Genomic DNA, 24,609 nt, shown 5'->3' with positions numbered 1-24,609 from the left:
CTGAAGCGCGCACCGAGGCGTGCTGCTCAGCTTGTCGAACGAGGCGTGAAAATTGACATCAACACGTCGGGGACATCGCCGACCCGTCGAAGACCCAGCCGCTCCCTCTACGGTGAGACACCAGACTCGGGCACGCCGATCCGTGAGTTCTCGACCGAGCGAATGGAATGGTTTCAACGTTATTTTGAATACAGGGGTACCAGCTCAGGCTGGTGCCTCTTTTTTGTGCGGATCGGACAAAGCCTTGCCTTTTAGGCCACTTGGAAGGCTTGAAACATCGTGCTTATAGCGTCGGCCAAGGTCGCGCCGTTCCTCACGCGCGAGCCAGGAAAACAGGGAGTGCCACGATGGCTGCAAGCGCAGCGCCGGCCTGGACCGGGCAGACGGCAGAAGCCAAGGACCTTTATGAACTCGGCGAGATTCCTCCGCTCGGCCACGTGCCCGCCAAGATGTATGCCTGGGCGATCCGTCGCGAGCGCCACGGGCCGCCGGAGCAGTCGCACCAGCTCGAAGTGCTTCCCGTTTGGGAAATCGGCGACGACGAGGTGCTCGTCTACGTCATGGCAGCGGGCGTGAACTACAATGGTGTCTGGGCCGGCCTCGGCGAGCCGATCTCGCCCTTCGACGTGCACAAGGGCGAGTACCACATCGCCGGTTCGGACGCGTCGGGCATCGTCTGGAAGGTCGGCGCCAAGGTGAAGCGCTGGAAGGTCGGCGACGAGGTCATCGTCCACTGCAATCAGGACGATGGCGATGACGAGGAGTGCAACGGCGGCGATCCGATGTTCTCGCCGACGCAGCGGATCTGGGGCTATGAGACCGGCGACGGCTCCTTCGCTCAGTTCTGCCGGGTGCAGTCGCGCCAGCTCATGGTCCGTCCGAAGCACCTCACCTGGGAAGAGGCGGCCTGCTACACGCTGACGCTCGCCACCGCCTACCGCATGCTCTTCGGTCACGCGCCGCATACCGTGCGTCCGGGCCAGAACGTGCTGATCTGGGGCGCCTCCGGCGGCCTCGGGGTGTTCGGCGTGCAGCTCTGTGCGGCGTCGGGCGCTAACGCCATCGCGGTGATCTCGGACGAGTCGAAGCGCGACTACGTCATGAGCCTCGGCGCCAAGGGTGTCATCAACCGCAAGGACTTCGACTGCTGGGGCCAGCTGCCGAAGGTGAACTCGCCCGAGTACAACACTTGGCTCAAGGAAGCCCGGAAGTTCGGCAAGGCGATCTGGGACATCACCGGCAAGGGCAACGACGTCGATATCGTGTTCGAGCATCCCGGCGAGGCGACCTTCCCGGTCTCGTCGCTGGTGGTGAAGCGCGGCGGCATGGTGGTGTTCTGCGCCGGCACGACCGGATTCAACATCACCTTCGACGCCCGCTACGTCTGGATGCGCCAGAAGCGCATTCAGGGTTCGCACTTCGCCCACCTCAAGCAGGCCTCGGCCGCCAACCAGTTCGTGATGGACCGGCGCGTCGATCCCTGCATGAGCGAGGTGTTCCCCTGGGACAAGATCCCGGCCGCCCATACCAAGATGTGGAAGAACCAGCACCCGCCGGGCAACATGGCCGTGCTCGTGAATTCCACCCGCGCGGGCCTGCGCACGGTCGAGGACGTGATCGAGGCCGGGCCGCTCAAGGCAATGTAAGCCGGCCGACGTGACGGATAAGCGCCCGCGCATCCCGACGGAGGCGCGGGCGCTTTCTTTTTCAAACCCTCAGCGCACCCGGTCGATCACGTGCTGCGGTGTGCCGATCGTGGAATGGAACGGCCACTCACCGCCGCTCTCGAAGGCGCCGATGCTGTCGAAGACCTGAATCGCGCCGATGCCGCGCCCCGTCTTCGGCACGCCGCGGTCGTGATACTAGGCGTGCATGTCGTCGACGAACGCCTTCGTCATCTTCAGAAATGTGCCGTTGGGGCGGTAGCCGCTCTGGTCGTCGCGCCGGTTCGAGGTGTGCAGGTCCTCGGCGACGTACAGGCCGTCCTCCGCCAACAGCGGGAACAGCGTCTCTACGGTCACGCGCTGGTGGCTCGCGACATGGCTGCTGTCGTCGAGGACGCTATCGAGGAAGCGCAGCGTGCACCGATCCGGCTGCCATTCCGGAACGACGCGAACTGCCGGCTGTCGGTCGGCAGGAAGTGGTTCCACATGTTGATCAGGTTGCCGCCGTCTTCGCCGTAAAACAGCTTCGAGAACGCGTCCTCACGTCGGCCAGATCGCGGTAGAAGCCGCTGGCTGGGCTGGCGCGAAACAGACCGGCGGTCTTGGCGACGGACTTGATCGCCCGCTTGATCTGCGGACGAGTTCGCGGAGTTCGTCTGAGGAACATCGTGCCGAGAGGCGGCCCAGCGCGGCTCGTAAAGCTGGCCGGGCCGAACGATTGCGAGAGCCCGGCCGTCCGCTTCAGGCCTCGCCGCGGGCGACGAGCGCCTCGTACTCGGCGACTTCGAGACGGCCTTCCTTGGCCACGCGCGCCTTGTCGTCGTCGCTGATCACGTCGCCGGCGAGGTCGAGCCGCTTCCACGCGGCCAGCGGCGTCTCGCGGTTCGGGCGAGGGACGTACTTGTTCTGCTCGAGCTTCTTGTACTTGTGAATGTAGCGTGGGCAGTTGACCCAGATCTTGGTGACGTCGACCTTCACGAGATACTTCGCTTCCGTGTACTCGGCCATGAGCGGATCGTCGCGCAACAGCGAAGCGTGGCCCTGGACGCGGATGCGGTGCGGCGTCTCGAAGTCGATGAACAGGAGGCCGACCTTGGCTTGGCCCGCGATATTGCCGACCGAGTAGAACATCCCGTTGCCGTCGAAGCCGGGAAACACCAGCGTCGAGCCGTCGAGCACCTTCACGAAGCCGGTCGGCCCGCCCTTGTAGGAGACGGTCGGCATGCCGTCGGGGTCGACGGTGGACAGGAAGAACATGTCGCGCGAGCCGATGAAGGCGGCCTCGTCCGGCTGGATCGTCTCGTGCACCCAATCCTCGTCCAGGCGCACGGCGAGCTTGGTGGTGCCGAATTCTTCTTGGAGGGCGCGGTGCGCCTCCGAGTAGAGCGATGTCATGTACGTCTCCTCCGGGGCCTCTTTTCCCGGGCCTCCTGGGACGCACTTGTAAGCCAAGGTTCGGGCATAAATAAAGGCCAGTCACGCGCGCAGACCGGCCTCATGCAAGTCGGCGGAGGCCGAGCCAAGCCCGGCCTCCAACTCCGAAAAATCAGTTCTTGGTCTTGTCGACCAAGGCCTTCTCCGAGATCCACGGCATCATGCCGCGGAGCTTGGCGCCGACCTCCTCGATCGGGTGTGCGGCGAGCTTGGCGCGAGTGGCCTTGAACGAGGTCTGACCGACCTTGTTCTCCAGCATCCAGTTGCGGGTGAAGATGCCCGACTGGATGTCGTTGAGAACGCGCTTCATCTCGGCCTTGGTCTCCGGCGTAACGATACGCGGGCCAGTGACGTACTCGCCGTACTCGGCAGTGTTCGAGATCGAGTAGTTCATGTTGGCGATGCCGCCCTCGTAGATGAGGTCGACGATCAGCTTCACCTCGTGCAGGCACTCGAAATAGGCCATCTCGGGGGCATAGCCCGCCTCGACCAGGGTCTCGAAGCCGGCCTTGATCAACTCGACGAGGCCGCCACAGAGCACGGCCTGCTCGCCGAACAGATCGGTCTCGCACTCTTCCTTGAAGGTCGTCTCGATGATGCCGGCGCGACCGCCGCCATTGGCCGAGGCGTAGGAGAGGCCGAGATCATGGGCGTTGCCGGAGGCGTCCTGGGCGATGGCGATCAGGGTCGGCACGCCGCCGCCCTTGAGGTACTCGCCGCGCACGGTGTGTCCGGGGCCCTTCGGGGCGACCATCAGCACGTCGAGATCCTTGCGCGGCTCGATCAGGTTGAAGTGCACGTTGAGGCCGTGGGCGAACAGAAGAGCGGCGCCCTCCTTCATGTTCTTCTCCAGCGACTCCTTGTAGATGTCGCCCTGAAGCTCGTCGGGCGTGAGCATCATCACCACGTCGCCCCACTTGGCGGCGTCGGCGACGTTCATCACCTTGAAGCCCTCATGCTCCGCCTTCTTGGCGGTGGCCGAGCCCTCGCGCAACGCGATGACGATGTCCTTCACGCCCGAATCGCGCAGGTTGAGCGCGTGCGCATGACCCTGGCTGCCGTAGCCGACGATGACGACCTTCTTGCCCTTGATCAGGTTCAGGTCGGCGTCAAGATCGTAATAGACGCGCATGGTGGTGTCCTCTCTGGTTGAATGGGTTTTCGTTCAGGGGTTCGCCTGGCCGTAGAGGGCCAGGAACTGCTCGACGGCACGAGCCGCGTCGCTCCGGATCCCGGCGGCGTCGAGGTCGAGCGCGTCGCCGAGGAGAAGTCGGATCTGGATATCGCGGCCGACCAGACCGAAGAAGGTCCGAAACGCCGTTTCACTGTCCTCGAAAGCGAGCAGGCCCGCCGCACGGCCGGCCTCCAGCACGGGCTTCACCCGCTCGCCGATGGCGAAGCGCCCGTTGGCCAGCACGATGCCGCCGAGATTACTCTTGCGCGAACCGGCCTCGGCGATGGCGATGCGGTTGAGCGCCACCGAGGTGCGGCTGGCAATGACCGCGAGCCAACTCTCAGCGAAATCGAGGAGGTTTTCGCGCAAGGTCGCCGCGTCGAGGCCGCTGACCTCGTAGCGGCCGGCATGAACCCGCGAAGCCTGCCAGCGCACCGTCGCGGTGAGCAGGCCGTCGCGGTCGCCGAACCACTTGTAGAGCGTCTCCTTCGAGCAGCTCGCCCGGCGCGCCACCGCATCCATGGTCAGCGGATCGTTGCCCTCGACCATCAGCGTCAGGGCTGCATCCAGCACGGCCTGCTGACGCGGGGAGGGCGCCTCGGTCGGAGTCTCTTCGTTTCTCAGAGGGCTCGCCTGCATGATCCGGCTGGTCAACAGTACCGTACGGTACGGTACGCACTCCTAGTCCATCCCCTCTCACGCCGCAAGCCGGGGGCGGAGGATCTCCCGCGATCATCGTTGCCGTCACGATTCTGTCGTGGCGGGTTGCGGAACCCGCTTGCCCAGCGGCCGGCCTCGGCGTATACGGCCCTCCGTCGCCACGGCGACACCCGTGCCGTCCTCCGCAGGCGGCATCGTGGGGCTCGGGTGCGTAGCTCAGCGGGAGAGCATTCGCTTCACACGCGAAGGGTCACAGGTTCGATCCCTGTCGCGCCCACCACGCCCTCCACCGTTTCTTCCCTTTAAGATTGTCGACTTGGCCGGCTGCACGGGTTTGACCCATCGTCGGCTGCATGGTGATCTTCGCCGCGATTCGCATTCCTCGCGCTCGTGCGGAGACGCCTTTTGCCGGTTCTTATCCTCGTCGCCACCGTCATCGCCGGCGTGCTGTTCTGGCTCTTGCGGGCACATTACACCGTCAAGCAGATCAAGGAAGTCGACCGGGACACCAAGGGGCTGCAGCGGCAGGCGAAGTCCGTCTTCGAGAGCATCGTCGGAACGCCGCTCCAGCGGGTGAACGACGTGCGGCTCGCCGCCGTGATCCTGATGATTCAGATCGTGCGCACCGGCAGCCCGATCACGGCGTCCGAGAAGACCCGCATCTTCGAACTGATGGAGAACCCGCTGGAGATCCCGACGATCTCCGCGACGTTCGAGCGGGCGTGGCGCTACACGCAGGAGCGCCGTCCCTTCTCCCTCGTTGCCGATCCGCTGCTGCCGCTGTTCCGCGAGAAGCTGACCGGCGAGGAGCGGATGCAGCTTATCGACATGCTGACCAAGGTTGCTTCGGCTCACTCGGCACCGAGCGAATTGCAGCGGGAGGCGCTGGCTCGGCTCAAGCGACGACTGAGCGCCGGAAAGCCGGAACTGGTGACGAGCCGCTCCGGCAACCACGGCTGACGCGTCATCTACCGCAACAAAAAGAAAAGGCCGCCTTCGAGGCGACCTTTTCGCATGCCCGCATCAGAGCGGAATGTTGTCGTGCTTCTTCCAAGGCTGCTCCATCTCCTTGGTGCGCAGCATGCCGAGCGCCCGCGCGATCCGCTTGCGGGTAGAGTGGGGCATGATCACCTCGTCGATGTAGCCGCGCTCGGCCGCCACGAACGGCGAGAGGAACCGATCCTCGTACTCCTTGGTCCGCTCCGCGATCTTCGCCTCGTCGCCGATCTCGGCGCGGAAGATGATCTCGACAGCGCCCTTGGCGCCCATCACGGCGATCTGGGCGGTCGGCCAGGCGTAGTTGAGGTCGGCGCCGACATGCTTCGAGGCCATGACGTCGTAGGCGCCGCCGAAGGCCTTTCGCGTGATGATGGTGACGAGTGGCACGGTCGCCTGGCTGTAGGCGAAGAGCAGTTTGGCGCCGTGCTTGATCAGGCCGCCATATTCCTGCGCCGTGCCGGGCAGGAAGCCCGGCACGTCCACGAAGGTGACGATCGGGATCGAGAAGGCGTTGCAGAAGCGCACGAAGCGGGCCGCCTTCCGCGAGGCATCCGAATCGAGCACGCCGGCCAGCACCAGCGGCTGATTGGCCACGAAGCCGACGGTGCGGCCCTCGATGCGGCCGAAGCCAGTGATGATGTTGCGGGCGTAAGCGGCCTGGATTTCGAAGAAGTCGCCTTCATCGACGACACGGCGGATCAGCTCGCCCATGTCGTAGGGCTTGTTCGGGTTGTCGGGGATCAGCGTGTCGAGCGACTTGTCGAGGCGGTTGACGTCGTCGAAGCTCTCGATCTCGGGCACGCCCTCGATGTTGTTGGCGGGCAGGAAATCGAGCAGGCGGCGGATCTGCAGGATCGCCTCGACGTCGTTCTCGAACGAACCGTCGGCGATCGAAGACTTCGAGGTGTGAACCTTGGCGCCGCCGAGTTCCTCCGCCGTGACGACCTCGTTGGTGACGGTCTTCACCACGTCGGGGCCGGTCACGAACATGTAGCTCGTGTCGCGCACCATGAAGATGAAATCGGTCATGGCCGGCGAGTAGACGTCGCCGCCGGCACAGGGCCCCATGATGACCGAGATCTGCGGGATCACGCCGGAGGCCGCGACGTTGCGCCGGAACACCTCGCCGTAGCCGCCGAGCGCCGCCACGCCCTCCTGGATACGGGCACCGCCGGCATCGAAGATGCCGATGATCGGCGCGCGCATCTTCAGCGCCATGTCCTGGACCTTGACGATTTTTTGCGCATGCGCTTCCGACAACGAACCGCCGAAAACGGTAAAATCTTTCGAGAACAGGAAGACGGTGCGTCCATTCACGGTGCCCCAGCCCGTGACGACGCCGTCGCCGGAGATCTTCTGCTTCTCCATGCCGAAATCGGTGGAACGGTGTTGGACGAACATGTCGAATTCCTCGAACGACCCGTGGTCGAGCAGGAGTTCGATGCGCTCGCGCGCCGTCAGCTTGCCGCGCTTGTGCTGCGCCTCGAGCCGCTTTTCCCCGCCGCCGAGACGGGCCTGCGCGCGCCGCTCCTCAAGCTTCTCGAGAATGTCCTTCATGGTCTGGCGAGACTCCCTGGCGACCGAAATCGTTTTTTGAATGCAGATCAAAGCGTAAGAGCTTGACCTTGCATCGATCGATCGCCCTTAGCACGCGTTCTCGCACTCGGAAACGGCCGGGGCAGGGCCGATCGAAGTCAATTCTCGCGGCGCGGTGGTCCCGGTCCGCGGACCGGGACCACCTGCATTCGAGAGCTTTTCGTGGAAGAGCCCGCGTGCTCAGCCCTTCTTGACGAGCGGCGTCGGCTCGACCGGTGCGGGCGGGGGCTTGGTGGCGCAGGCGGCGGCGCTCAGTGCGAGCACGGCGGCGATGGTGGCAAGGATGACCTGCCGGGCGTTGATACAAAGGTTCGGCACGTTCGTCTCCAAAGTCAGACGAGGACGACAATGACGCGTGAGCGGTCCGGCCCGATAGTGCAGAGAAGCGATACCAGGATTGAAAGAGACAACTACAATTTAATTGCTCCAAGAAGAAGCGCACTGCTCAGCAAGTGAACGCCTCGGTCTAGAAGACGTGCAGTCCGACGCTCAGGTGCGGCGCTGCGCGATGATTGCCGCCGCCTCGAACTCTGCCCGGCGATGGGCGAGGCGAGCCTCGGCCTCCGCATCGCGGCCCCAGATGCTTGCCTGATAGCTCTCATCGACGTGGGCGGCCGCCCAGGCCTCGTCCGCGCTCAAGCGCCTGTGCAGCACCGCCAGCGCGATCACGAGAGAGCCGGTGAGCGTCGTCAGGGCGTGAAGCGCCGCCAGCCGGAACGGATCTTCGACCGCGTCGATCGCCGCGCGGAGCGCCGCCACTGAGCCCTCCGGCTGCTCGACATGCATTACCCCCTCGGCGAGGAACAGCCGCGCACCCAACGCCACGGCGGCCCAGTCCACCAACGGATCCCAGGCAGCGGCCTGCTCGGCGACGAGGCGTTCGGGAGTTCCGGCGCGATAGGCGACGAGATCGGTGACGGCGAAGGCGCCGAGATCCTCGGCCACCGCGGCGCGGCGCTCGACGACGCCGTCGATCGTCGTGTTGACGAGGCGGGTCAGCGGCATCGTGCGCGGATCGATCACCGTCTCCTGCGCCGCCCATTCCGCCGCGAGCGCTTCGCCGAGCCCGACGTCGGGGACGACGAGCGGCCGGCGGCCGGGCGTGTTGGCGCCGCGACCGTCGAGCACCAGGCGGAAGCCGCCCTCGACTGCCGCGATGCCGGCCTGCGCGTAGAAGCGCTTCGGCAACGTCGGCGCCGTGCTTGCACGGGCGGCTCGGATGGGATCTGGTTTTCCGTCGCCGCCGGGCTCGCCCAGCCAATCACGGGTCACGTCGTCGCCTGAAGTGCTCATGGCTCGCAGATAGGATTTCTCGAGGCCTCGTGCGAGTCTGCGCCGCGGCAGGCTCGTATGTGTTATCCCGAATGACGGAGACTGGCCTATCGGCGAAACCCGATACGCTTACGAGGTGGCGAGGCGAGGCCTGACCGGGCCGCCGTGAGAGCCGTCCAGAGGGCCCGAAAAAAGGTCGCTCAAGGAGGTGGCCGTATCGACGACCGTGACCGCTCCCGCGCTGAACAGGGCGCCGGGCGAGTGGTAGCCCCAGCCGACGCCGATGGCCGCGACGCCAGCGCTCTTGGCCATCATCATGTCATAGGTCGTGTCGCCGATCATCACCGTCATCGACGGTTCGGCGCCGGCCTCGCCCATCGCCTGCAGCAGCATAGCCGGATCCGGCTTGGACGGAGCGTCGTCGGCGGTCTGAATCGTGGCGAACCAGCGCTCCCAGCCGTGCTTGTCCACGAGATGATCGACGCCGCGGCGCGACTTGCCCGTGGCAATGCCGAGCTGGATGTCTTCGCGCCGATGCAGCCGCTCGACCAACGCGGCCATGCCCGGAAAGAGCGGCTCCTCATAGTCGGGATCGACGCGCAGCGCCTGGAACGCTTTGCGATAGCTGTGCGAGAGCGACTCGATCGGCCCGGCCTCGCCGACGAGACGGCGGAAAGCGTCGGGCAGGGACAGCCCGACGACGGACAGGGCTTCCTTGCGCGCGGGCGCCTCCAGACCATGCTCGGAGAAGGCACGCCGCTGTGCCTCCACGATCAGGTGCTGGCTGTCGACGAGAGTGCCATCGACATCGAAGACGATCAGTTTGAGCACGGCGGCAGGGCCTCGAAGGCTCAAGGCCGACGGGCAGGCGCCGGCTGTGAGGCCGTACGCCGCTCGTAACCGAGATGGCAGCGAACGAGGAAGCGGCGGCGGGCGCCACCGGAGAGCTTGCGGCGATGCGATTCGCGGTTGCAGGCGGCGTATGAGATTCGGCGGCGGCGCTCGGATGCACGGGCTCCCTGACTCTGGGCTCGTGGCGCGGGCGCCGCTTGAGACGGGGGGGAAGCCGTTTGGGGTTGTCCTTGAGGCAGCGCTTGAGGCTGGCCTTGAGACTGCCCTTGGGGCTGCGTCTGAGACTGACCCTGCGCCACGTCTCCGGCTGGTGCCGCGCCGGCCGGCGCAAGGGCGCAGAGCAGGCCGGCAAGCGCGACCGAGAACAGCGTGACGGCCCTCATACGATCCTGAACCTCGTTGCACCGGCCGTCGGCGGGAGAGAGACGTCCGAGAGGCCCGACGGCAAGCGCTCTCACGGCTGATCAATCCAAGCGCCGACAGCGGCTTCGCCGGATCGGACGCAGTCTGGATAGAAGCACCTCGCCGTGTTCCCGTCCACGCGGAAGGCATTCGAGGCAGGACCTATGGCGGGAGCCCCGTCATCCAAGGCGGCCCGCGCTTTTGTGAAGGGCCCGAGCTGAGGTCAGGCTTCGGGCGCTTCGACGATCGGGTCGTAGCGGGCGGCATCGAATCCGAGTAGGTTCCAGCTCTGGGCCATGTGCGGGGGAAGCGGCGCACTGACGTCGACCGGCCGGCCGGTGCGCGGATGCGGGATCACGATGCGGCGGGCGAGGAGATGCAGGCGGTTCTGAATGCCGCCGGGCAACTCCCAATTCTCCACGTCGAAATATTTCGGGTCGCCGACGATCGGGTGGCCGATATGCGCAGCGTGGGCACGCAGTTGGTGCGTCCGACCGGTGACCGGCTTCAGCGAGAGCCAGGCGAGCTTCTGCGCCGCCTGATCGACGGTGGCGTAGTAGGTAAGGGCATGGCTCGCCCCCTCGTCGCCGTGCTTGGCCACACGCATGCGCGCATCGGCATCGGTCGGCTCGTCCTTGACGAGATAGGTCGAGACCCGGCCCTGGCGGGTGCGGGGCACGCCCGCCACCAGCGCCCAGTAGATCTTTCGGGCGGCGCGGGAGCGGAAGCTCTTGGCCAAAGTCGCGGCGGCGAGCCGCGTCTTGGCGACGATCAGGCAGCCAGCCGTGTCCTTGTCGAGCCGGTGGACAAGGCGTGGGCGCTGCCCGTCTGGCCCGGTCAGCGCCTCCAAGAGGCCGTCGACGTGGCGCACTGTACCCGAGCCGCCCTGCACCGCGAGGCCGAACGGCTTGTTGAGGATCATCATGTCCGCGTCCTCGTAGAGGATCAGCGAGCGCAGGAACTCGGCATCCCCTTCGATCTTCGCGACGTTGCGCGGCCGGTCGGACGGTTGCTCGAGCTTGAGCGGGGGCACCCGCACGCTCGATCCTGGCTCCAGGCGGTCGTTCGGCTTCGCGCGCTTGCCGTCGACCCGTAGCTCGCCCTTGCGGACGATGCTCTGCACGCGGGTGAAGGGAAGCTGGGGAAAGCGCGCTCCGAGGAAGCGGTCGATGCGCATCCCGGCCTCGTCGGGAGCGACCGTCAGGGTCTGCACACCGCTCGCCAGTGTTGCCGAGGCCGCGGCGCGTTGCTCGCGTCGCGTCGGGCCGGTGGGCGTGGCAGGGGCCTCGGCTCGAGGGGCCCTGCTGACAGGTGATTGGGCAGCCGGCGCCTTCGCACGGATGCGCGAGGCGTCCGGCTTCGGTGCGGCGGCTCTCGGCGCACCCTGCGGGCGCGGTGCGCTCTCGCTCCCCGTGCCGTCATCCCAGGGTGAGCGTTCGCCGGCATCGTCGCCGCGATTGCGCGCTGCGCGTTGCGCGGCGTCCTTGGCGGAGGTGCGCGGTCCCGTGCCGGCGCGCGGCGCGAAGCCGCCGGGTCCGTGCTTGGTGCCGGACCCGCGATGTGGAGGACGTCCCTTCATGCGCCGCTGCTATCATCCTGAGATGACGGCGCAAAGCGCTGCGACTGACGGGAGGGTTGAATCCCTGTCTGCGACCGCGTGCAGTGCATGGCGAAGGGCCTCAACGCCCCTTGCCGCGTCCGCCGCGGGATGAGTGGGTCATTGTCGGTCTCGCGACCATGCGGAATCCAACCTTGGACGGTGGGCTATCGCCACCGGAGAGCTTCCGGGCCGTGCGACGATCGCGTCAGGCCGCGAGCCGTGCCGCCTCCAGGGTGAGCCCGAGCCCGACGGAGCCGAACGTGTCGCCGTCGACCACCCGCGCCGCCGGAACACAGGCCGTCAGGGCCGCGCGCACATGCGGCAAACCGGTCGAACCCCCGGTGAGGAACAGCGCGTCGATCCGGTCGGCCGATAGTTCTGCCTGATGGAGGCAGCGCTCGATCCGCTGCGCCAGGCGGCGCGCGAGGTCGTCGGTGTGCCCGGCGAGCCGTTTGCGATCCACGTCCGCCGAGAGGCCCGACTCGACCCATCCGAGATCGACCGTACTCGCGCCCGCGTCGGAAGTGGCGATCTTGGCCCCCTCCACCGCCATGGCGAGCGAGTGCCCGCGCTCCGCCTCCACAACCGTGCGGAGACGAGCGACAAGTTCCGGCCGAGCGGCGTCGCGCACCACCTCGTCGATCTCGCGCAAAGTCTTGGGATTGTAGAGCCGGTTGATGCTCGACCAGGTGGCGAGATCGTGGAAATAGGCGTTCGGCACGGCAAGGTCGGCCCGCTTCATCGGGCTCCCGAGGCCGAGGAGTGGCATCACCGCGCCGAGGCTCAGGTTGCGGTCGAAATCGGTCCCGCCGATGCGAATGCCGTCGTTGGCTAGGATGTCGTCGGCCCGCTCGTCGCGCCGATGCCGCTGCGGCGAGAGCCGGACGATGGAGAAATCCGAGGTGCCGCCGCCGATATCGGCGATCAGCGCGATCTCCTCCGTCATCACCGTGCGCTCGTAATCGAGGGCTGCGGCGATCGGCTCGTACTGGAAGCGGACGTGGCGGAAGCCGATGCCCTCGGCGATCTGCCGCAGCGTGTCCTCCGCTTTGCGGTCGGCCGCCGGGTCGTTGTCGACGAAATGCACCGGGCGGCCATGGACCACGGTGTCGAGTTCGACGCCGGCTTCCGCCTCGCCGCGCGCCTTTACCAGGGTGAGGTAGCGGGCGATGACGTCACGGAAGCGGATGCGCTCGCGGCCGACCGGGGTGGTCTCCTCGATCAGGGGCGAACCGAGGACGGATTTGAGCGCCCGCATCAGCCGGCCCGGCGTGCCCTCGACATAGGCCTCGATCGCCGCCCGCCCGATCTGCGCCTCGCGGCCGGGCGCGAAGAAGATGGCGCTCGGCAGGGTGCGATGCGTGCCCTCCAGCGGTACTAGAACCGGGCGGTCTCCCGTGCCGATCCCGAGGGTGGTGTTGGACGTGCCGAAATCGAGGCCGCAGGCCGCCATGGGGACCGGATCGCTTGGATATTCGAAGGGGAGGGCGGCCCCGTTACGGCTCCCGGCCTCCGAGCGCAATCCCCGATCCGTAACATGGGCGGCCCGACTCTCATGCCTCGGCGCCGAGATAGCGACGGCGCAGATGGGCCAGGAAATCGTCTGCGCCGAGCGGCTTGCCGGTCGCGGCGGTCAGCAACTCGTCAGTTTCCATCAGGCTCGCGCGGGCATGGACGTGCTCCCGCAGCCAGCTGCGCAACTGCGAAAAATCGCCCTCGGCCAGGGCGGGGCGGAGGCCGGGATGCGCGGCGCAGGCGGCCTTGAAGAGTTGCGCGGCGGCCAGTGCCCCGAGGGTGTAGGTCGGGAAGTAGCCGAAGCTGCCGCCGGGCCAGTGGATGTCCTGCAGGCAGCCATGCCGGTCATCGGGCACGGTGAGCCCCAGCAACTCCTTCATGCCGTCGTTGAAGGCGCCGGGCAGGTCGGCCACAGGGAGGTCGCCCGCGATCATCGCCGTCTCCAGGCGGTAGCGCAGCAGGATGTGGGCCGGGTAGGTCACCTCGTCGGCGTCCACCCGGATGAAGCCCGGCTCGACGCGGGTGTAGAGGCGGTGCAGGTTCTCCGCCTCCCAGGCCGGACCTTCGCCGCCGAATGCCTCGCGCAGGGTCGGCGCGAGGTAGGCGCAGAATTCGGCCGAGCGGCAGGCCTGCATCTCCACCAGAAGCGATTGGCTCTCGTGCAGGCTCATGCCGCGTGCCTGACCCACCGGCTGGTGGCGCCACGCAGCCGGACGGCCCTGCTCGTAGAGCGCGTGGCCGGTCTCGTGCAGCACGCCCATCAGCGCCCCGGTGGCGCTCGCCTCGTCGTAGCGGGTGGTGATGCGCACGTCGTCGGTGGCACCGCCGCAGAAGGGGTGCAGGCTGACATCGAGCCGCCCGCGCGAGAAATCGAACCCGACGGCCCGCATCAGCCGCAGGCCGACCTCCCGCTGGGTCGCCACCGGAAACGGACCCGGCAGCGGCAGGGGAGGGGCGGCAGCCGCCTGCCGCTCGCGCACCGCGACGACGAGATCCGGCAGGACGGCACGCAATTCGGCGAAGATCGGATCGATGCGCGCGCGCCGCATGCCGGGATCGTAACCGTCCAGCAGCGCATCGTAGGGTTCGAGCCCGAGCGCCGCTCCCTTGGCCTCGCCGACCAGACGCCGCAGCCGCAGCACCTCCTCGAGATGCGGACGCAGCCGCGCGAAGTCCGAGTCGCGCCGCGCCTCGCGCCAGATCATCTCGCAGCGCGTCGTCGCTCTCGATGCCGCGGCGACGAGATCGCCCGGTACCGCCGCCGCGTGGGCATAGGCCCGGCGCATCTCGCGCAGATTCGCCTGCTCCCATTCGCCGAGGCGACCTTCCGCCTCCGCCGCATCGAACCGCTCGGCATTGCGCGGGTCGGTGAGGATCTCGTGGGCGAGTACGCACAGCACGGCCAGTTGCTCGCCGCGGGTGTCGGAGGCGCCGTCCGGCATCTGGGTTTGCGTGTCCCAGCCGAGGATGCCGCTCGCATCCTCCAGAGCGCCGAGGCGGGCGAAGGTGGCGGTGAGCGTCGCGTAAGCCTGCATGATCGGTCGAGATCCCTCGGTGTTCGCGCTGAGAGCCTCGTCCCGAAAGGTGGTTGCCGGCTTTCGGAAAATGACGATGCTCCAAGGGGGGCAGTGGGGGTCAGTCCTCGCCGCGGCGCTCCTGCCGCAGCCGTTCCCAGTAGGCGAGCCGCTCCCGGTAGCGGGTCTCCATGCCCCGGTCAGTCGGCTCGTAGAAATGCTGTCGCCCGAGGGCTTCCGGCCAGTAATCCTGACCCGAGAAGGCATCGGGCTCGTCGTGGTCGTAGCGGTAACCCTCGCCGTAGCCGATCCGCTTCATCAGCCCCGTGGGGGCGTTCAGGATGGTGCGCGGCGGCGCGAGCGAGCCGGCGGCCTTCGCCACCCGCGTCGCCGACTTGTAGGCCGTGTAGACCGCATTCGATTTCGGGGCGCAGGCGAGATAGACGGCGACCTGCGCCAGCGCGAGTTCGCCCTCGGGTGAACCGAGGAAGTCGAAGGCGTCCTTGGCCGCGGTCGCCACCACGAGGGCCTGCGGATCGGCAAGCCCGATATCCTCCACCGCCATCCGCACGAGCCGCCGGGCGATGAACAGCCGGTCCTCGCCCGCATCGAGCATCCGGCAGAGGTAGTACAGCGCCGCGTCGGGGTCCGAGCCGCGCACGGTCTTATGCAGGGCGGAGATGAGGTTGTAGTGCCCTTCCTGCGCCTTGTCGTAGATCGGCGCCCGGCGCTGCACGAGGGTCTGCAGTGTCTCCGCGTCGAGGATCTCGCCGGGGCGGGCCGAGCGCCAGACCTCCTCCGCGAGCGTCAGCGCCGCGCGTCCGTCACCGTCGGCCATGCGGATCAGCGCGGCGCGCGCCTCCTCGTCGAGGGGCAGCGGCTGGCCGTCCATCTCCTCGGCCCGGGCCAGCAACCGGGCGAGCGCAGCCGGGTCCAGCGCACGAAACAGCAGCACGCGGGCGCGCGAGAGCAGGGCGGCGTTCAGTTCGAAGGAAGGATTCTCCGTCGTCGCGCCGACGAGCGTAACGGTCCCATCCTCCATGACCGGCAGGAAGGCATCGAGCTGGGCGCGATTGAAGCGATGGATCTCATCGACGAAGAGCAGGGTGCCTTGCCCCGTCGCGCGGCGCTTTCGCGCCGCCTCGAAGACCTTCCGGAGATCGGCGATGCCGGAGAAGATCGCGGAGATCTGCTCGAAATGCAGCGCGGTCTCGTGCGCCAGCAGCCGCGCCACGGTGGTCTTGCCGGTACCGGGAGGCCCCCAGAATACCAGTGATCCGAGCGAGCGCGACGCGAGCAGCCGCGTCAGCGCCCCATCCGGCCCGGTCAGATGCTCTTGCCCCACGACCTCGGTGAGCCGGCGCGGGCGCAGACGATCCGCCAGCGGCCGGGGAGTGCCGGTGTCGAGGCCAGCGGAAGCGAACAGGTCGGACATGCGTGGCATGAACACCGCAGCCCCCTCCGTCCGCAAGAGCCTTGAAGGTCGGATGCGCACTTCCCCCGCAAAGCCGGCTTGTGGGTCCGACCGCCGCATGCTAGGGCGCATGCCGTCGATGCGACACCTCTGCGGAGAGGTGGCAGAGCGGTTGAATGCACCGCACTCGAAATGCGGCATGGGTGCAAGCCCATCGGGGGTTCGAATCCCCCCCTCTCCGCCATCCAACCATCATAAGCCATTGTTTTCGTTCGAAAAAACGGCCTGACCGCAGCCGTAAACCCACTTTATAACCCACATTTTTAAGCGGCTTGTACCGGCTCGTTCTGGACGTAGACGGACAATGTAGGCGCGCGCGAGGGCTGACGCCCCACCTCGATAGGAGCAGCCGCCGTGGAGTGGGGTTTGAAATGAACGCACCGAACCTGCCGGCGCTCGACGCTGCCGTTCTCCCCGTCGGTGGGATCGCGGGTGCGGGGCGGCCTGACGGGTCGGCTCAGAGGCGGGATGGGGCTGCGCGAATGCCGATTAGCAGGATGGACCTCGCGGACGCGGGCTCGCCGGAGGCGCTCGTCAAATGCATCCTACGGGCCGAGCCGAACCTTCCGTTGCCCGTGCCGATCCAGGAGCTGTGCGCGCGACTCGGCATCAGCAGGATCGAGGACCTGAATACCGACGAGTTCGAGGGTGGCCTTGTGACCGACGCGAAGCGGTCCGCAGGCACCATCCTCGTCAAGCGCGGGGGCGAATCGCGTCGCCGCTTCACCATCGCGCACGAACTCGGCCACTTCCTGATGGCGCACCACGTCCCGGATCAGGCGGGCCGGTTCCTGTGCAAGAGTTCTGACCTACTCCGCCTCACGGCTAAGGCGGGCGACCAGCGGCAGCGCAGAGAGGTTGAGGCCAACCGCTTTGCCGCACTGATGCTGATGCCCCCGCACCTGCTGCGGGAGGCCATGGCGGCCTTTCGCGAGCCCGATCTGCAGCACGTTCTCGCGCTCGCACGCGACTTCGCGGTTGGCAAGGAGGTGGCGGCTCGGGCCTACGTGCAATACCATCCTGAGCGGATCGCCATTGTCGTGGCGGGCAACGGCCGGGTGCAGCGGTGCTACCGCAGCCTTTCCTTTCCGGCCATCACCTGCGCGGACGGCAGCCCCGTTCCGACGGGCTCGCTCTATCACAGCAGTCCACATCGGCCGAGCACAGCGAGCGACATCGCCGCGTGCAGTCCGGATCTCTGGATCGATGTGAAGCGCGATCTCCGCGCGCCGGACCTATGCGAGCAGGTGTACCTTCAGCAGAACGGCTTTGCGATGATCCTGCTGCGGCTGGAGCCCGTTCCGGAGGAGAGCGCAAAGGAGCGCAGGCTGGATGAGGGCTGGCGTCACCGCTTCCACTCGGGGCGACGGTAGGCAGATAATTCGTAGCAGAAAAACATCTCGACCACTCAATCGGTATCAGCCGCCAATATGCTGACGACCTGAGATTGCCCCCAGTCGCTGGCTGTGCACTGGGCATGGTCGCGCAGATGGAGCGCCGATTTATCAAAGAGCGGCAGCGCGACGGCATTGAGAGGGCGAAGGCTGAGGGCGTCTACGCGGGCGGAAAACGTAGGGTCGACCGTGAGCACATCAGGTCCCTGCACGCTCAGGGCACTGGCGCGGCAGCCATTGCGCGAGCGGTCGGCTGCTCGCGCATGCAAGTCTACCGGGTGCTTCACGAGAGTTGAAAACTGCACGTCGCGCACGGCCGGGATGGGTGGTGTCGCGACCATTCGCTTTAGGGCAAGCATTGGGAGAGGCAGACTTCTCCATCGTGCCCGCTTACGACCCGCTGCGGCTGTCGGAGATGTCCACATTCCGGTGCTCGGCGGGGCAGGAACCTCGTGGTCGGGGTGGATGTGCGACGACTCGCTCTCGGACGAGCGGAATGTAGAGGCCGATGCCGCCTGTCCGACTTCTCTCACGGCTTGATCACCGCGAGAACGGCTATCGCGATCACGGAGGGGACGACGAGGGCTGCGGCCCGCAGGGGCTTGACGTCCATCCCCACCGCGAGCCTCCGGATCTGTCCCGATTGCAGGCCGTGGATGGCGGACAGAAGCACGACGAGAACCAGCTTCGCCTGGAGCCATCCGGAGGTTAACCAGCCGCCCGCGCTGGCGAGGCCGATGCCGAAGGCCCAGACGCCCAACATCGCCGGTGTCGTGACCACCCGGTCCCAACGTCTCAGGACCGTCGCGAGGGGCGCGCCTTGATCGGCCATCGCGCGGCCGCCGGCGAGGAGCAGACCGCCGGCAACGATCCCGCCAACGAACAGCAGCGCGCATGCGACATGCGCCGCCTTGAGCCATGGGTAGGCGTCCGCCACGGTCATCGCCGCTGTCGTCGGCTGGGCTGCCCCGCGGTGCGGCGACCGAGAGAGCGGGCCGCGAGGTAGCCAGCCACGGGAACGAACGCGGAGAGAGCCAACCGGGCCGCCTCGCCGCGCGACAGGAGGCCGGCGCCGAGCGACTGGAGAACCAGCCAGAGATAGGCGACGAAGGCCAAGCCGTGGATCGGGCCGAGGACCTGGACGGCCGCCGGCCAGTCGCCGAGGTGCTTCAGGGGAACTGCGACGCCGACGAGGAGGAGGAGCGTCGTCGCCTCCGCCGCAGCGGCGATCCCGAGCCCCTGCAAAAGCTTCGTCTCGCCGTGGACGTTCTCCAATGCCGGGACGGCCGGCTCGGTCTGATCAGGCCTGTGAAGCCAGCCATCCTGCCAACGATTCCTACCCAAGATATGTCTCCGGTTTCGATGCCGGATCGCCGTAACGGACACCATCGGATCGGCGTGAGTGGCGGGAAGGACAGTGACCGATCGCTTTCTGCCAATCGCTCGGTCTGGTAGAGGCGAACAGGGAGCAGAGGGAAGAAACGCTATGGCTCACGTCATCGGCGTGCTGGCATTGGACGGGGTCGTCCCGGTCGACCTGTCGATCCCCTGCGCGGTGTTCGAGCGCGTCGAAGGCGCCGATGGCGCGCCCTTCTACGAGGTTCGGGTCTGCGGCGAAGCGCTGGACGTCCGGGCGCGATCCTTCGGGTTGCGGGTTCCCTACGGGCTCGAGGCGCTCGTTTCAGCCGACACGCTCGTCATCCCCGGCATCGAGGATCCGACCGCGCCGGTCTCGCAGAGCGTGCTAACCGCCATCCGGGAGGCCTGGGCGGCTGGTGCGCGGATCGCCTCGATCTGCTCCGGAGCCTTCGTGCTCGCCGCGACGGGCCTCCTGGACGGCCGACGTGCCACCACGCACTGGCTCGGTGCAGACCAGCTCGCGGAGAGGCACCCTGCCATCGATGTGGATCCTAACGCCCTCTTCGTCGACGAGGGACGCGTCGTCACGTCGGCCGGTGCCTCGGCAGGCCTGGATATGTGCCTGCATCTCGTGCGGCGCGATCTTGGGCAGACGGCGGCCGCACAGGCGGCCCGGCTCGCCGTCGCCCCGCTCGACCGGGATGGGGGACAGACCCAATTCATCCGTCATGAGCCGCCGCGCACGAGTGCCAGCCTCGCGCCGGTGCTCGAATGGATGCTCGAGAATATCGACCGGCCTCTGGGCATCGCGGCCATGGCGACCCGCGCAGGCATGAGCGAGCGCACCTTCGCGCGGCGTTTCCAGGAACAGACCGGCACAACACCGATGCAGTGGTTCCTATTGGCTCGGGTCAGGCGTGGCCAGGAATTGCTTGAAAGCGGCAGTGCGTCGATTGATCAAGTGGCAATGGCCAGCGGCTTCGCATCACCGGTCACCTTCAGGACGAGCTTCCGCAAGCTGACTGGGGTCAGTCCGGCAACCTATCGAGCACGCTTCAACGCCGAGCGCAGGTTGGAGCGATAGGAGCCGGGATCCGGCCATTTCCAGAGGCCGTTCGGGACATCGGTGGCCAATGGACTGAAGGTGAAACGTCCGGTTCGAAGCGAAAAGTCAGGGGCCGCTTCCCAGCCTTATAAGACCCTCGGAAGGTCCGCTTTCCGGTTGTCTGGTGGATGATGACCTACGACCGAGGTGGGTGGTTTCCCGCCCGGCGGCTTCGGAGTGGAGACGGCCTCAAAGCCAACATCGCTGAAGCAGGTTCACGGCCCCCGGTCATTCGCCGAACCATAGCGTCATGGCTCGGCCGACAGCCACCTCGTCGGAGGCGGTGTCGCTTGCCCAGGCGACAATCCCGTCGGGCCGCACGAGCACGGCCTGCAATCCTAGCCGATCCCGCGCGTGCGCCGCGACATAGCTAATCCTCCCTGACCATCGGCTTGCGAGGGCCTGAATCGACTGGCTAGGATCGAAGTCCAAGAGCAAGCCGCTGCCGTCGCGCAAGAGGCTGCCGACCCTCCTTCCGTCGCTCAGCACGAAATCGGGAACGCTGCACCCCACCAGCGGATGGCTGCCACCGAGATCGTAGCGGATCGAGACGCCCCACACCCGCTCGGCGAAGTATGTCGCGCCGTCTGGCGTCCCGATGAGGTCGCGGATGATGGCTTCGAGGGCGCGGGAGCTTCGGCTCGGCCGCATCAGCGCGACCCGAGCCCGCGACCAGTCGAGGACGCGCGCCCCGACCGGATGCCGTTCGCGCTCATAGCTGTCGAGGAGGCCAGCCGGCGCATCTCCGCGGATCGTGGCTGCCAGCTTCCAGCCCAGGTTTATCGCGTCGCCGATCCCGAGGTTGAGGCCCTGTCCGCCCAGCGGCGAATGGATGTGCGCAGCATCGCCGGCCAGCAGCACGCGATCGTTGCGATACGCGCTCGCCTGACAGGCGCGGTCGGTCCAGGTGGTGGCGAGTTCGAGCTTGGTCACCGTGACATCGGCGCCCGAGATCTTGCGCATGACGGCCTCAATGTGTTCGCGCGTGATCGGCGCGGAGCGATGGAAGGCACCCCCGTCGAAGTCGGTCATCGCGATCGTGCCGGGCGGCGTGAACAGGTACATGCCCTCCGCGGTGTAGTGGCGGCCGGGCTGGAGCGCGTCCGCGCAGGCCAACTCGGCCTGGACGGAGTAGCCTGTGAACTCAGGCTCGGTGCCGGAAAAGCTGATGCCTGCTGCCTTGCGCACCGCGCTGCGGGCGCCGTTGCAGCCGATGAGCCAGCGACCCCGGAACGCGTGACCGCCCGCCTGGACGACGACAGACTCACCTGTCTGGGCGAAGCCCTCGACTCCCCCGCCCAGCTGGACGGCGCGGCTGCCTCATCCAATGCGCCGTCCCCGGCGTGGCGCGGCTGGCCGCGTGGGCCTTGATCTCATCCAGCAGACCGCGTCGGTCGAGGCTCTCGATCGTCGGGACCGAGAGGCCGCGCAGCCTGAACGGGGCGCGCTTCAAGGGTGAGGATGGATCACTCGCCTGTTCGAGGACCAGCACGGAGCAGCCGGCCAGCGACAACTCGCAGGCGAGGCCGATGACCGCTCTGCCGTCGCTGCACTGGCTGACACCGTGCAGAAGGCGACCGGTGACAGCGTGGACCTCGCCTATGTCGATCAGGGCTGCACCGGCGAGCGCGCGGCCAAGGCGGCGGCAGACCACGGCATTGCCTTGGAGGTGGTGAAGCTGCCTGAGGCCAAGCGCGGCTTCGTCCTGCTGCCACGCCGATGGGTGGTCGAACGTGCCTTCGCCTGGATGGCCCGCTTCCGCCGCCTGGCCCGCGACTACGAACGCCTGCCTACCACCCTCGCAGGACTGCACCTCGTCGCCTTCAGTGTCCTGCTCCTCCGAAGGGCTGCAGACTTCGCAGCAGTCCGTAACAGCCTCTAGAGGCTGCTCGGATGGAACGTCCGATCAGAACGGAAAAGCGGAGGTCAGCGGGGTGCCGACCACATCAGCATGTCGGGGTAACATCATCTCTTCGGGTTCGGCCTGCCTTACCAGCGCCGGGGCCTCGTCCTTACGCGGTGAGCCTTCATGAGGGCGCATCCGCGAGCGAGGCAGGGGCCTGATAGCCATGCGTATCCCGCTCGTGACCGGCGCTGCTGCCCGGAATGGAAGGGGCGGCAGAGCCCGCACGTCGCAGCGTGATCCGCGTCAGTTCGGACGGGCGGCCGAGTCGTAGCGCAAATCCCGGCCACAAGCCTGCGCCATTGTTGACATAGAGCGTCATGCCCCCGACTGCATACGCGCCTGAGACGAAGCCGCCGTTCGCCCGTGCGACCAGCCTGTCGAGCCCCACGATCATCCCGCCGTGCGTATGACCGGACAGTTGCAGGCCCACGCCCTTCGAGGCCGCCTTGGCCGCATCCCTTGGCTGATGATCTAGGAGGATGATTGGGGCACCTGCCGGAGCACCGCCCAACGCCGCATCGAGGTCGTGGGCCAGCTGGCCAACATGCGAGGCCGAAAGGTCGGTCACGCCGGCCAGGACGACGGCATCGTCACCGCGCCTCAGGACCGTGTGCCGGTTCGAAAGCACGGCCATGCCCAACTCGGCATAGTGGCGCATCCACGCCGTGTACTCGAAGAAGTATTCGTGGTTGCCGGGGATCAGCCAGACCCCATCGGAGGCCCGGAGATCACGTAGCGGTTCGACGTCGGCACTACGATTGGCAAGAGACCCGTCGATCAGGTCACCGGTGATTACGATGAGATCGACGCCGAGTGCGTTGGATCGCGCCACGACCTCGCGCGTCCAGGGCGCCGGGAACAGGCGGCTGATATGCAGGTCTGTCAGCTGTAGAATGGTATAGCCGTCGAAGCCCGCCGGGAGGTTCTCGATCTCGACGGTGACATCCTTCAGCGGGGGCACCCGCACGGCCTGCTGCACCGCGACCGCCGACAGAACCATGGCCAGTGCTGCCTCGGCGTATCGCCACGCCGCAGGCAGCGACCAGCCGGCTCCAGGCACGAGCTTGCTGGCCAACGCCGCGACATCGAGCGCCAACTGCATCGCCGCCAACAGGAAGATGGCGCCGAAGGCCCAGTTGAACAGAATGACCAGCGCACGTGGAAACTCGGGCGAGAATACCGAGCCTGAGGAGAGGCGGCTCCATAGGTGGTACTGAGACGCAACGAGCAGGAGAACCGCGGCGCAGATCTTCAATGCGGGGGGCCAAGGCAAAGGCCACAGCACTCGATAGATGACGTACAGGCAGGGCAGACCGAAGATCAGGTGGAACATGTACCATCCGAGCGGGGCGAGGGTTGGCGCAACCGCTATGAGCGGGGACGGTATCGGCGCGATGGAAGCCGCGACGGTTCGGTGACGGCGTAAGCTGTGGGCGCCACGGCGAGGAGCGGTCGCCAGGTTTCGCTCCATAACCCTAAGGGTAAGGGGTCGCCTCTGAATGCCAGGTCGAGGAAGGCTAGCGAGCCTTCCGCGGTCGCCTGCTTCACTTGTGGGTTGAGCGTCGCCCCGCCTGTGAGCGGCCGGTCGGTGAAGATGCTGTGCGACCCGCCCTCGAAGACGGCTAGCGCCTTCCTTGTCGTCCCGACCGCGTCGTAGACGTCGAGACGGTCCTGCACCGGTGACCGTCGACCGGGCAACTCGATTACGTCCGCGGTCGCGGTCACGTGGAAGGTTGGCATGCTGATGGCTGCGAGCACGGCGCGAAGGTCGCGCTCGCCGTAGAAGGGCGGCGCCGAGATGACGATGCCGGCCTTGAATCGCATGTCCCTGCGGTCAATCGTCCTTCCTTCGCGAACAACGCGCGCCCCGCCGACGAGCAAGGTCGTGTTCGCGCCATAGGAATGGCCGGCGGCGACGATGCGCGCCGGGTCGATGAACGCGGCGAAGAAACTGTTTTTGTCGAGGATACGGTCCAGGGCGAAGCTTACGTCGGCGGCCCGAGCGATGGCCTCGCGTTCGTCGGCTGCAATGTTCACGCGATCGAGAACCTCGAACGGATTGCCGGCCCAGACGGTGCCGTCGCTCCTGACGTGCTGCACGTGAAGGCTCGCGTAACCATTGGCCGCCCAGTGGCGCCCGAGATAGCTGTAGCCCGTCCGCGACTGACCAAGGCCGTGAGAGAAGACGATCAGGGGAACAGGCCCCATCGGTGCCCCGGGGGACGGCCAGTACAAGCGCGCCGGCACGCGGCGGTCGCGACGGGCATCGACCCAGTCCAGATCGGCGATGCGGACGTCCTCGGTAGTCGCCTCGGCCGGACGGATCGCACGCGTTACCATGCCTGCCGCGAAGCCGCCGACGAGCATGGCCCCGAAGCGACGCCGGCTGCAGCCGGGGCGCGAGCATACTTCATCCCCCACAGGGTCCTGCCTCTTCGAGACGGCGGTCACATCGATGCACACTGCCGGGTAAAGCACTTGCCGGCCTAAACGCGGTGAGGAGGCACACACCGCGTGCGGCCGTGTCCACAGCGCTTCCACCATTGGCATCTGCCAGCGGAATAGCGGCCCCTCCGGCGGCGTGGGCCGAAGGTACGGAAGCGGCGCCTTAGCCGAACAAGCCTGAGGCGAACTCTTGGCCCCGTCCGGACATTCGAGGCGCTGCCGTCGAAGGTCCGAACGGGGCCAG

At 67.0% G+C, this 24,609-nt stretch carries 22 protein-coding genes, 2 tRNA genes and 3 pseudogenes; 9 read left to right on the top strand and 18 right to left on the bottom strand.

What is annotated here, in order from left to right; translation table 11 throughout:
- Window positions 1-347 precede the first annotated feature (347 nt).
- On the top strand, window positions 348-1,646 hold the full coding sequence (gene ccrA, locus FHU13_RS09065; RefSeq protein WP_183435534.1) for a crotonyl-CoA carboxylase/reductase: 1,299 nt from the start codon (window positions 348-350) through the stop codon (window positions 1,644-1,646).
- A 69-nt stretch (window positions 1,647-1,715) separates the two neighbouring features.
- Here ccrA and FHU13_RS28210 read toward each other — a convergent pair whose 3' ends face one another.
- From FHU13_RS28210 to FHU13_RS09045, 5 genes are all read right to left on the bottom strand, one after another.
- The gene (locus FHU13_RS28210; RefSeq protein WP_281411597.1) at window positions 1,716-1,847 is read right to left on the bottom strand and encodes a hypothetical protein; all 132 of its coding nucleotides are present in this window, start codon (window positions 1,845-1,847) and stop codon (window positions 1,716-1,718) included.
- A 15-nt stretch (window positions 1,848-1,862) separates the two neighbouring features.
- Complete coding sequence (locus FHU13_RS27660; protein WP_246714571.1) at window positions 1,863-2,150, bottom strand: hypothetical protein; 288 nt, start codon at window positions 2,148-2,150, stop codon at window positions 1,863-1,865.
- A 255-nt stretch (window positions 2,151-2,405) separates the two neighbouring features.
- Complete coding sequence (locus FHU13_RS09055) at window positions 2,406-3,059, bottom strand: pyridoxamine 5'-phosphate oxidase family protein (protein WP_183435533.1); 654 nt, start codon at window positions 3,057-3,059, stop codon at window positions 2,406-2,408.
- 151 nt (window positions 3,060-3,210) lie between these two features.
- The gene (gene ilvC, locus FHU13_RS09050; RefSeq protein ID WP_183435532.1) at window positions 3,211-4,230 is read right to left on the bottom strand and encodes a ketol-acid reductoisomerase; all 1,020 of its coding nucleotides are present in this window, start codon (window positions 4,228-4,230) and stop codon (window positions 3,211-3,213) included.
- Between the two features lie 33 nt (window positions 4,231-4,263).
- Window positions 4,264-4,911 carry a TetR/AcrR family transcriptional regulator gene (locus FHU13_RS09045; protein WP_183435531.1) on the bottom strand — a complete coding sequence of 216 codons (648 nt, stop codon included), beginning with the start codon at window positions 4,909-4,911 and terminating at the stop codon, window positions 4,264-4,266.
- Between the two features lie 226 nt (window positions 4,912-5,137).
- Between FHU13_RS09045 and FHU13_RS09040 the strand changes: the two genes are divergently transcribed.
- Together FHU13_RS09040 and FHU13_RS09035 are read left to right on the top strand one after the other, a co-directional pair.
- A tRNA-Val gene (locus FHU13_RS09040) sits at window positions 5,138-5,212 on the top strand.
- Between the two features lie 125 nt (window positions 5,213-5,337).
- The gene (locus tag FHU13_RS09035) at window positions 5,338-5,892 is read left to right on the top strand and encodes a TerB family tellurite resistance protein (protein ID WP_183435530.1); all 555 of its coding nucleotides are present in this window, start codon (window positions 5,338-5,340) and stop codon (window positions 5,890-5,892) included.
- A 63-nt stretch (window positions 5,893-5,955) separates the two neighbouring features.
- Here the strand turns inward: FHU13_RS09035 and FHU13_RS09030 are convergent, their stop codons facing one another.
- From FHU13_RS09030 to FHU13_RS09015, 4 genes are all read right to left on the bottom strand, one after another.
- Window positions 5,956-7,488, bottom strand: coding sequence for an acyl-CoA carboxylase subunit beta (locus FHU13_RS09030; RefSeq protein ID WP_183435529.1), 1,533 nt, complete (start codon window positions 7,486-7,488; stop codon window positions 5,956-5,958).
- A gap of 219 nt (window positions 7,489-7,707) precedes the next feature.
- Complete coding sequence (locus FHU13_RS09025; protein WP_183435528.1) at window positions 7,708-7,845, bottom strand: hypothetical protein; 138 nt, start codon at window positions 7,843-7,845, stop codon at window positions 7,708-7,710.
- Window positions 7,846-8,016: 171 nt separating this feature from the next.
- Window positions 8,017-8,820, bottom strand: coding sequence for an ATP12 family chaperone protein (locus FHU13_RS09020; RefSeq protein WP_183435527.1), 804 nt, complete (start codon window positions 8,818-8,820; stop codon window positions 8,017-8,019).
- 108 nt (window positions 8,821-8,928) lie between these two features.
- Window positions 8,929-9,630 (bottom strand): HAD-IA family hydrolase, encoded by a 702-nt coding sequence (locus tag FHU13_RS09015; RefSeq protein ID WP_183435526.1) that lies wholly within the window; start codon window positions 9,628-9,630, stop codon window positions 8,929-8,931.
- A 275-nt stretch (window positions 9,631-9,905) separates the two neighbouring features.
- Here FHU13_RS09015 and FHU13_RS09010 point away from each other — a divergent pair, with 275 nt between their 5' ends.
- Window positions 9,906-10,115 (top strand): hypothetical protein, encoded by a 210-nt coding sequence (locus FHU13_RS09010; protein WP_183435525.1) that lies wholly within the window; start codon window positions 9,906-9,908, stop codon window positions 10,113-10,115.
- Window positions 10,116-10,276: 161 nt separating this feature from the next.
- On the opposite strand, the gene FHU13_RS09005 is transcribed toward FHU13_RS09010, so the two are convergent.
- From FHU13_RS09005 to FHU13_RS08990, 4 genes are all read right to left on the bottom strand, one after another.
- Window positions 10,277-11,632 carry an RluA family pseudouridine synthase gene (locus FHU13_RS09005; protein ID WP_183435524.1) on the bottom strand — a complete coding sequence of 452 codons (1,356 nt, stop codon included), beginning with the start codon at window positions 11,630-11,632 and terminating at the stop codon, window positions 10,277-10,279.
- A 226-nt stretch (window positions 11,633-11,858) separates the two neighbouring features.
- Window positions 11,859-13,106 (bottom strand): Hsp70 family protein, encoded by a 1,248-nt coding sequence (locus FHU13_RS09000; protein WP_183435523.1) that lies wholly within the window; start codon window positions 13,104-13,106, stop codon window positions 11,859-11,861.
- A 100-nt stretch (window positions 13,107-13,206) separates the two neighbouring features.
- Window positions 13,207-14,703 carry a carboxypeptidase M32 gene (locus tag FHU13_RS08995; RefSeq protein ID WP_183435522.1) on the bottom strand — a complete coding sequence of 499 codons (1,497 nt, stop codon included), beginning with the start codon at window positions 14,701-14,703 and terminating at the stop codon, window positions 13,207-13,209.
- A 100-nt stretch (window positions 14,704-14,803) separates the two neighbouring features.
- Entirely contained in the window at window positions 14,804-16,117 is a 1,314-nt protein-coding gene (locus tag FHU13_RS08990) for a replication-associated recombination protein A (RefSeq protein ID WP_183435700.1), read from the bottom strand.
- A 133-nt stretch (window positions 16,118-16,250) separates the two neighbouring features.
- Between FHU13_RS08990 and FHU13_RS08985 the strand changes: the two genes are divergently transcribed.
- The 3 genes and pseudogenes from FHU13_RS08985 to FHU13_RS08975 form a co-directional block, all read left to right on the top strand.
- Window positions 16,251-16,340, top strand: a tRNA-Ser gene (locus tag FHU13_RS08985).
- A gap of 313 nt (window positions 16,341-16,653) precedes the next feature.
- On the top strand, window positions 16,654-17,529 hold the full coding sequence (locus FHU13_RS08980; protein ID WP_246714570.1) for an ImmA/IrrE family metallo-endopeptidase: 876 nt from the start codon (window positions 16,654-16,656) through the stop codon (window positions 17,527-17,529).
- Window positions 17,530-17,627: 98 nt separating this feature from the next.
- Window positions 17,628-17,846: pseudogene (locus tag FHU13_RS08975) on the top strand (helix-turn-helix domain-containing protein); the annotation flags it as partial.
- Between the two features lie 233 nt (window positions 17,847-18,079).
- Here FHU13_RS08975 and FHU13_RS08970 read toward each other — a convergent pair.
- Both FHU13_RS08970 and FHU13_RS08965 read right to left on the bottom strand, forming a co-directional pair.
- A complete protein-coding gene (locus tag FHU13_RS08970) occupies window positions 18,080-18,493 on the bottom strand; it encodes a CopD family protein (RefSeq protein WP_183435520.1) in 414 nt (137 codons plus the stop codon).
- Complete coding sequence (locus tag FHU13_RS08965; protein ID WP_210287544.1) at window positions 18,490-18,894, bottom strand: DUF3817 domain-containing protein; 405 nt, start codon at window positions 18,892-18,894, stop codon at window positions 18,490-18,492. Before FHU13_RS08965 ends, FHU13_RS08970 begins: the two co-directional genes overlap by 4 nt.
- A 142-nt stretch (window positions 18,895-19,036) precedes the next feature.
- Here FHU13_RS08965 and FHU13_RS08960 point away from each other — a divergent pair, with 142 nt between their 5' ends.
- Window positions 19,037-19,993, top strand: coding sequence for a GlxA family transcriptional regulator (locus tag FHU13_RS08960; protein WP_183435518.1), 957 nt, complete (start codon window positions 19,037-19,039; stop codon window positions 19,991-19,993).
- Window positions 19,994-20,242: 249 nt separating this feature from the next.
- Here the strand turns inward: FHU13_RS08960 and FHU13_RS08955 are convergent.
- A pseudogene (locus tag FHU13_RS08955) lies at window positions 20,243-21,584 on the bottom strand (FAD-dependent monooxygenase).
- Between FHU13_RS08955 and FHU13_RS08950 the strand changes: the two are divergent.
- A pseudogene (locus FHU13_RS08950) lies at window positions 21,543-21,896 on the top strand (transposase); the annotation flags it as partial. The pseudogenes FHU13_RS08955 and FHU13_RS08950 overlap by 42 nt on opposite strands.
- 145 nt (window positions 21,897-22,041) lie before the next feature.
- Here FHU13_RS08950 and FHU13_RS08945 read toward each other — a convergent pair.
- Both FHU13_RS08945 and FHU13_RS08940 read right to left on the bottom strand, forming a co-directional pair.
- Window positions 22,042-23,253: a metallophosphoesterase gene (locus FHU13_RS08945; RefSeq protein WP_246714569.1), complete on the bottom strand. Its 1,212-nt coding sequence runs from the start codon at window positions 23,251-23,253 to the stop codon at window positions 22,042-22,044.
- Between the two features lie 35 nt (window positions 23,254-23,288).
- On the bottom strand, window positions 23,289-24,287 hold the full coding sequence (locus FHU13_RS08940; protein WP_183435517.1) for an alpha/beta hydrolase family protein: 999 nt from the start codon (window positions 24,285-24,287) through the stop codon (window positions 23,289-23,291).
- Between the last annotated feature and the right edge of the window lie 322 nt (window positions 24,288-24,609).

It is taken from the genome of Methylobacterium sp. R2-1 (assembly GCF_014191355.1).
GTDB lineage: Bacteria > Pseudomonadota > Alphaproteobacteria > Rhizobiales > Beijerinckiaceae > Methylobacterium.
The sequence above is the reverse complement of the archived record's forward strand: the minus strand, read 5'-3'. Positions and strand labels throughout refer to the sequence as shown.